Annotated in this window: 6 protein-coding genes, 6 tRNA genes and 1 pseudogene; all 13 read left to right on the top strand. The window is 47.6% G+C overall.

What is annotated here, in order from left to right; all coding sequences use genetic code 11:
• Position 1: 1 nt before the first annotated feature.
• Positions 2 to 77: transfer RNA gene (locus IRJ25_RS15055), tRNA-Val, on the top strand.
• Between the two features lie 31 nt (positions 78 to 108).
• Positions 109 to 181 (top strand) — tRNA-Thr (locus tag IRJ25_RS15050).
• A 6-nt stretch (positions 182 to 187) separates the two neighbouring features.
• A tRNA-Tyr gene (locus IRJ25_RS15045) sits at positions 188 to 271 on the top strand.
• A 5-nt stretch (positions 272 to 276) separates the two neighbouring features.
• Positions 277 to 352, top strand: a tRNA-Lys gene (locus tag IRJ25_RS15040).
• A 6-nt stretch (positions 353 to 358) separates the two neighbouring features.
• Positions 359 to 433: transfer RNA gene (locus IRJ25_RS15035), tRNA-Gly, on the top strand.
• Between the two features lie 18 nt (positions 434 to 451).
• A tRNA-Ala gene (locus IRJ25_RS15030) sits at positions 452 to 527 on the top strand.
• 201 nt (positions 528 to 728) lie between these two features.
• Complete coding sequence (rocF, locus tag IRJ25_RS15025; RefSeq protein WP_074035370.1) at positions 729 to 1,631, top strand: arginase; 903 nt, start codon at positions 729 to 731, stop codon at positions 1,629 to 1,631.
• A gap of 129 nt (positions 1,632 to 1,760) precedes the next feature.
• Entirely contained in the window at positions 1,761 to 2,336 is a 576-nt protein-coding gene (gene sigW, locus IRJ25_RS15020; RefSeq protein WP_012727640.1) for an RNA polymerase sigma factor SigW, read from the top strand.
• The gene (locus tag IRJ25_RS15015) at positions 2,333 to 2,968 is read left to right on the top strand and encodes an RseA family anti-sigma factor (RefSeq protein WP_078147861.1); all 636 of its coding nucleotides are present in this window, start codon (positions 2,333 to 2,335) and stop codon (positions 2,966 to 2,968) included. The genes sigW and IRJ25_RS15015 overlap by 4 nt, the downstream gene beginning before the upstream one ends.
• Before the next feature lie 127 nt (positions 2,969 to 3,095).
• On the top strand, positions 3,096 to 3,956 hold the full coding sequence (gene cdaA, locus IRJ25_RS15010) for a diadenylate cyclase CdaA (RefSeq protein WP_012727638.1): 861 nt from the start codon (positions 3,096 to 3,098) through the stop codon (positions 3,954 to 3,956).
• Positions 3,957 to 5,237: a CdaR family protein gene (locus tag IRJ25_RS15005; RefSeq protein ID WP_214784132.1), complete on the top strand. Its 1,281-nt coding sequence runs from the start codon at positions 3,957 to 3,959 to the stop codon at positions 5,235 to 5,237.
• 36 nt (positions 5,238 to 5,273) lie between these two features.
• A complete protein-coding gene (gene glmM, locus IRJ25_RS15000) occupies positions 5,274 to 6,632 on the top strand; it encodes a phosphoglucosamine mutase (protein ID WP_078147859.1) in 1,359 nt (452 codons plus the stop codon).
• Positions 6,633 to 6,990: 358 nt separating this feature from the next.
• A pseudogene (locus tag IRJ25_RS14995) lies at positions 6,991 to 7,505 on the top strand (glutamine--fructose-6-phosphate transaminase (isomerizing)); the annotation flags it as partial.

The following is a 7,505-nucleotide window of genomic DNA, read 5'->3' as shown; positions in this document are numbered from 1 at the left end:
TGGAGGATTAGCTCAGCTGGGAGAGCACCTGCCTTACAAGCAGGGGGTCGGCGGTTCGATCCCGTCATCCTCCACCATCTTTATTTATTACATCAAACCTATATATATGCCGGTGTAGCTCAGTTGGTAGAGCATCTGACTTGTAATCAGAGGGTCGAGGGTTCGAATCCTTTCGCCGGCACTCCTCGGGGGGGTAGCGAAGTGGCTAAACGCGGCGGACTGTAAATCCGCTCCTTCGGGTTCGGCGGTTCGAATCCGCCCCCCCCCACCAGGTTTGAGCCATTAGCTCAGTTGGTAGAGCATCTGACTTTTAATCAGAGGGTCGCAGGTTCGAGCCCTGCATGGCTCACCATTTTTTGCGGAAGTAGTTCAGTGGTAGAATACGACCTTGCCAAGGTCGGGGTCGCGGGTTCGAATCCCGTCTTCCGCTCCATATTCTTATCCCTGTATTGGGGCCTTAGCTCAGCTGGGAGAGCGCCTGCCTTGCACGCAGGAGGTCAGCGGTTCGATCCCGCTAGGCTCCACCATATGTTTTTTTCTTAAGTTAGTGATGACTTAAGTTTTTTTTTGCCTAAAACCATGAACCATTCAATTGAGAGTACAGAGAAAGGCAGCCTGCCACCATTCAGGCTGCCTTTTTGCATGTTTATTCATCATTATGCTGAGTTGAACCAAACAAATGATAGCGTTTACAATTTAACTATCAAGCGTATAAAGGGGGAATGGCGATGCAATGGTCATATATTCACGTGCCGCTGCGTTACGGTCAGGGGAAATTAGGGGTCGATCAAGGACCGACAAAGTTAAATGAAATGGGGATGCAACAACTTCTTCCGACAGAAACGGTCAAACATACGATTCGTGTCTTGCCAGAATCTGAAATTCGAGAAAATGAAGAACACTTAAAACGGGTTGATGGTGTCTTGCATACCGTCACGGAATTGGCAGAAGTCGTACATCGTGAAATTTCGGAAAATCGATTCCCTTTGATCGTTGGGGGCGATCATAGTATGGCAATCGGTACTCTTGCTGGATTGGCTCAAACAGGTCCTTATGGAGTCATTTGGGTGGATGCTCACGCTGACTTAAATACAGGCGAAACATCACCGTCGGGGAATATTCACGGAATGCCACTTGCGGCAGCGATGGGGATGGGCGACGTGCGTCTGACAGAAGTGGGCGGACGTGATCCGAAGCTATCACCAGAGCATTTAGTTTATATTGCCCTGCGTGATATCGATGAAGGAGAAATGAATGAAATCAATCGACTCGGTATCAAAGTCATTACAGTAGAAGAAGTACGTACGCGTGGCGTGGATGTCATCATGAAAGAGTCATTGAGTTATCTTCGTGAACGAGTAGACCGTTTTTATATCAGTTTCGATATGGATAGTCTCGATGCATCCCTCGTTCCTGGAACAGGTACACCGGTTGACGGCGGTTTGACAGAAGTCGAAGCCAAAGCGATTTTAAAAGAAGCGATGCAAGCAGAAGACTTGATCGCAGTAGAGCTCGTCGAGTTAAATCCGGCATTAGACCGGGATGACGTGACGGCTCAGTTGGCCTATCGCTTATGTGAAACGATTATAAAATCTAAAGAAAACCTGTTATTGGAAGGCGAAACCGTCTGATTTCCTTACAGTTTCCAAACCCGTTTGCTACAATGGGGATGGAAACTTTTTTTGATTTTTTGAAACCATTTCAATATCAAGACGTATATAGAGATGACCGCATGTGTAGCGGAGAGGGGAAGTGGATTGATGGAACGGCTGACCACCCGTTTGGTTGATGAATTGAGGGCGGGGAATCACGATTCGTTTGCCGAACTGGTAGAACTATACAAGGATGGCGTCTTTGCAATCGCCTATAAAATTTTGTATGATCGTGGCGAAGCAGAGGACGCTGCCCAAGAGGCGTTCATTCGTGCCTATACACGAATCGATACGTACGACGCGCAATATAAGTTCAAAACATGGCTCTATCGAATCACGACAAACGTTGCCATCGACCGATTGAGGAAGCGGAAGCCTGAATATTCGATGGATGCCGAAATTGCGGGTACAGACGGTTTGACTTATCAAGACCACTTAGCTGATGAAGCGCCCCAACCCGATGCCCAAGTGGTTCATCGCGAAATTCGAAGTGAAATGCATGAGGCAATCAAGCAACTTCCAGACAAATATCGCATTCCGTTATTATTAAAATATGTAGATGATTTGTCGCTTAAAGAAATCAGCGTGATGATCGACATGCCGGTCGCAACGGTTAAGACAAGGATCTTCCGGGGAAGAGAAATGTTAAAAACAATCTTTCAAAATAGGGAGGGGTTCAATTGACTCCTGAAGAAAAAGTACAACAATATTTGGAAGATGGCGTTTTGCCCGAAGAATCTGACGAATTGCGTCAATTGTTAGAGGACGATGAATTATATGAATCGTATCTACAATATGAACGAATCGACGCAGAACTGAAAGCATTGCCTCGTCCAAAGTTATCAGCAGATTTTACGGCCCGAGTGATGGCCGCTTTACCTGAAACTCCTGTACAAACAGCACCTGATCCCGTCGTACCGTTTTCAAAATCAGTTCGAAAAGAACGCAAACCGCATTCGAAACAAATGCAATGGTTGCAACGGCACCCAGGTTTGATTGCGGCCGTACTGTTCTTTAGTTTGATGTCTAGTGCGACACTCGGACTATGGAGCAGCGCTTCAGAGACGATGACCTATACAAAAGTACCAGGTGTGATCGTATCTGAGAATGAAGTCATTGTCCCGGCCGGTGTCACGGTTGAAAAAGACATCACGGTCCAAGGTGGCGATTTACGGATTGAAGGTACTGTCAATGGGAACGCGACAGCCGTCAATGGTCGTGCCTATTTAGCAAGTGCCGGTCAAGTGACAGGTGAACTCGAACAGATCGATCAGATGTTCGAATGGATTTGGTACTCGATGAAACAACTTTTCTAAAGACGCTTCCGGCGTCTTTTTTTCGTTTCAATCTGGTTTCGTTTTGACGTGACGCAATGCGTATCTATAGAAATGATGATATAATGGAATTTGCACGATTTAGCTAGGTAGTTGAGGAGGGGAGCATTTGCCGCTACTTGAACAAGTATCATTTTTCTCATTTTTAAATCTTTCAGAAAACGTACATTGGTACGATTATTTGAATGATGTTTTAGATATCGTCGTCGTCACGTATGTCATTTACAAGTTGATGATGATTGTGCGTGGGACAAAAGCAGTACAATTAATTAAAGGGATTTCCATCATTCTAGTCAGTTGGTTCTTGAGCGGTTTCTTCGGATTGAAGACGCTCCAGTTCTTGCTAAATCAGGTGATCACGTACGGTCTCCTCGGAATTATCATCATTTTTCAGCCAGAGTTGAGACGTGGTCTTGAACACCTCGGACGAACGAGTAACTTATTCAGTCGTACGGGAACAAGTGATGAGGAGCAACAACGACAAATGATTGAAGCCATCGTCAGTTCCGCACAGTACATGTCAAAACGGCGAATCGGTGCATTGATTGCGATTGAACGCGATACGGGATTAAACGAGTATGTGGAGACCGGCATTCGTATGGACTCGCATATCACATCCCAGTTGATTATTAACTTATTCATTCCGAATACGCCGCTTCATGATGGCGCGATGATTATTCAGGACGGGAAAATTGCGGCGGCAGCTTGCTATTTACCGCTTTCGGAAAGCCCGCACATCGATAAAGCACTCGGGACACGTCACCGAGCAGCCATCGGGGTCAGTGAAGTGACGGATAGCGTCACTCTTACCGTCTCAGAAGAAACGGGAGCAGTCTCACTTGCAATCGCGGGCCGCTTGTATCGGGAACTAGACGAAGAAGCGCTTCGCAATAAATTAATTCAAGAACTCGTCATCGAAGAAAAAGAGGCGACCCTCTCGTTCTTCGGCAAAAAAGGAGGGGATAAGTAAGTGATTGATCAGTGGTTACAACATAAGTGGTTTCTCCGCTTCATCGCACTTGCTTTAGCCGTCCTTTTATACTTAATGGTCGCTGAGACCAGTTCTTCGAATAACGCATCTAGCGCATTGCCAATCGTCGGACAAAGTTCCATGACGCTCGATGTGCCGGTCGAAGTGTTTTTCGATGAGGTCCAGTATGTCGCATATAATGTTCCGGAAGAGATGGGTGTCGAGCTTCAAGGGCCATCTAGTAGTTTAACGATGACGAAATTGGTGAAAGATTATCAGGTGTTCGTCGATTTGACCAATCTTGGCACCGGATTCCATCGTGTCCCGGTCGAAGCGCGTGGATTCGGCGGAGACGTCAATGTCAAACTAGATCGAGAGACTGTCGAAATCTATATCGATCGGAAACAAACGATTGAAGTCCCTGTGTCCGTGAATCTGTTGAACAAAGATCAATTACCGGACGGAAAAGTCGCGGGCGATGTCGAAATCGAACCGTCGACTGTAAAAGTCACAGGTGGTGCGAGTCGGATTCAAAACGTCAAAGAAATCACGTTGAATGTGGATGTTGCCAATCAAAGTCAGACGTTCACTCGTGAGATTCCACCGACCATTTTAGATGCGAATGGAAATCCGTTGAACGTGTCAGTCGATCCGAATATCATCAATGTCACCGTTCCGATTTACAATGAAAGTGCGATGATTCCAATCGAGGTCGTCACGAGCGGAGAGGTGGCAGACGATTTCCGCTTAGTTGATACGTTGCTAGGTGAGACGGAAGTCCGTGTCTTTGCACCAAAAGCGGTGTTAGATGAACTCCAACGAGTGGAGACGGAACCGATTGAACTTGACGATTTAACGAAGTCGGAAAAAGTGACCGCTACCCTTCGTCTTCCGGAAGGAGCGACTTCACTCGGTAAAAAAGAAGTAGAAGTCCAGGTGCTCGTTCGTCCAAATGATGAGACGAAAGATGACACGGGTGAATTGACAGAGCGGATTCGGTTGACCGTCCCCATCACTGTCCGTGGATATGACCGGACGAATTACACGATTCAAACGCAAGAAGTGGTCAGCGTGACGCTCTCGGGCAAACGTTCCCTTCTTGAAAGCATCTCATCAAACAGTGTCAACGTGACGTTAGATCTGACCGGATTGCCGAGCGGAACACATGCGGTCGATGCAGATTATGAAGTACCAAAAGGCGTGACCGTGATCTCGCCAAAGACAATCGATGTTCAATTGACGAGTGTCGATGAAGAAACAGAAACATCTTCCATTCAATAAAGATGTTCAATCATACAAAAGTGAGGATTTAATCTTATGGGTAAATATTTTGGAACAGATGGAGTTCGCGGTGTTGCCAACTCTGAGTTAACTGCGGAATTAGCATATCGTTTAGGTCGTGCGGGTGGCTACGTGTTGTCGAAACATTTGCCAGAAGGCGAACAGCCGAAAGTGTTGATCGGTCGTGACACACGGATTTCAGGACATATGCTTGAAGGTGCATTGATTGCGGGTCTTCTCTCAATCGGTGCAGAAGTGATGCGTCTCGGTGTCATCTCAACACCTGGAGTCGCTTACTTGACGAAATCGCTCGACGCGACGGCAGGTGTCATGATTTCAGCATCGCATAACCCTGTGGCGGATAACGGAATCAAATTCTTCGGTAGCGATGGTTTCAAATTAGACGATGCGACCGAGCAAGAAATTGAAGACATCTTGGATGCTGCGGAAGATACGCTCCCGCGTCCGACAGGGAAAGATCTCGGTTTCGTATCGGATTACTACGAAGGCGCGCAAAAGTATCTTCAAATGTTGAAACAAACGGTAGAAGAAGACTTCGATGGTCTTCACATTGCGCTTGACTGTGCACATGGGGCGACGAGCGGCCTTGCGGCTCGACTGTTTGCGGACTTAGAAGCAAACGTGTCGACAATCGGAAACTCGCCGAACGGTTTAAATATCAACGAAGGTGTCGGATCGACACACCCTGAGCATTTGGCTGAGTTCGTCCGTGAAAAAGGAGCGGACATGGGACTTGCCTTCGATGGGGACGGAGACCGTTTGATTGCGATTGACGAGAACGGTGAAATCGTCGACGGAGACAAGATCATGTATATTTGCGGGAAATACTTGAGTGAAAAAGGGCGTCTCAAAGACAACACGATTGTCGCGACGGTCATGAGTAACCTTGGTTTCCATAAAGCCGTTGAAGAAGCGGGCATGACGGCGCTTCAAACAGCAGTGGGTGACCGCTATGTCGTTGAAGAAATGAAAAAACATCAATATACACTCGGTGGCGAACAATCAGGTCATTTGATTTTCCTCGATCACTCGACAACGGGTGACGGTATGTTATCTGGTGTGCAATTGGCAGAAATCGTGAAATCGACAGGGCGTAAACTGTCTGAATTAGCGGCAGAGATGCCAGTTTATCCGCAAAAGCTCGTGAACATTCGTGTGACGAATAAAAACGATGCGATGAACGGAGAGCGTGTCTTGGCAACGATTCAAGAAGCGGAAGCGGAAATGGCCGGAAACGGTCGAATCCTCGTCCGTGCATCAGGTACAGAACCACTTGTTCGTGTCATGGCTGAAGCCCCGACAGCGGAAGAGTGTGACCGTTACGTTGAAAAAATCGCGCAAGTCGTACGCGAAGATTACGGTGTAGACGGATAAAATTTTCAAAACCGGGAATAACACAAGGGAATCCACATCGGATTCCCTTTTTGTTTCCGTTTTGTCATCGAGAAAACAGCGGATTTTCTTGACGAATGGGGGTGTGATTTGTACTATTAAGAGCGTGACCTTGGAAACGGAAGGACACAAGAGTACGAACAAGCGCCAGAACTCTGCGGAGTTGACGAGGTTGGAGGTTATCGAGATTTCGGCGGATGCCTCCTCGTCGCCTGTCACGACGACAAACATGCTTTTAAAACGCCCGGGCGACCGGACGGACAAAGAAGCGTGTACTGACAGCTCTTAGAAAAAGCCCGTTTCCTTTTTCGAGAAATCGAAGAATAGAGGAGATTTGTTTATGTGTGGAATTGTAGGAATGATTGGGAATACCGGAGCGAAGGAAGTCCTTCTCAAAGGTCTTGAAAAACTCGAGTACCGTGGTTATGACTCGGCAGGTCTTGCGTTGATGCATGAGAATGTCAACGTTCACAAAGAAGTCGGTCGCATTGCTGCGCTACGCGAAATCATCCCAGCAGAAGTAGACGGCACGATTGGAATCGGCCACACACGTTGGGCAACACACGGGGTACCGAGCGTACCGAACGCCCACCCGCATCAAAGCACGACAGGACGCTTCACGCTCGTCCATAACGGCGTAATCGAGAACGACGAGCTCATCAAGAAGACGCTCGACGTCCCGTTCCTTTCAGAGACGGACACAGAAGTCATCGTCCAGCTCATGGAGAAGCACTTCGTCGAGCTCGGCGATGTCGAGGCGGCGTTCCGTAAGACGCTTTCGGACCTCCACGGTTCGTACGCGATCGCGATGATCGACTCAGAGGACAAAGAGCGCCTCTATATCGGCAAGAACAA

The organism is Exiguobacterium sp. KJ 601 (assembly GCF_027161185.1).
Taxonomy (GTDB): Bacteria; Bacillota; Bacilli; order Exiguobacteriales; family Exiguobacteriaceae; genus Exiguobacterium; species Exiguobacterium profundum.
The sequence above is the reverse complement of the archived record's forward strand: the minus strand, read 5'-3'. Positions and strand labels throughout refer to the sequence as shown.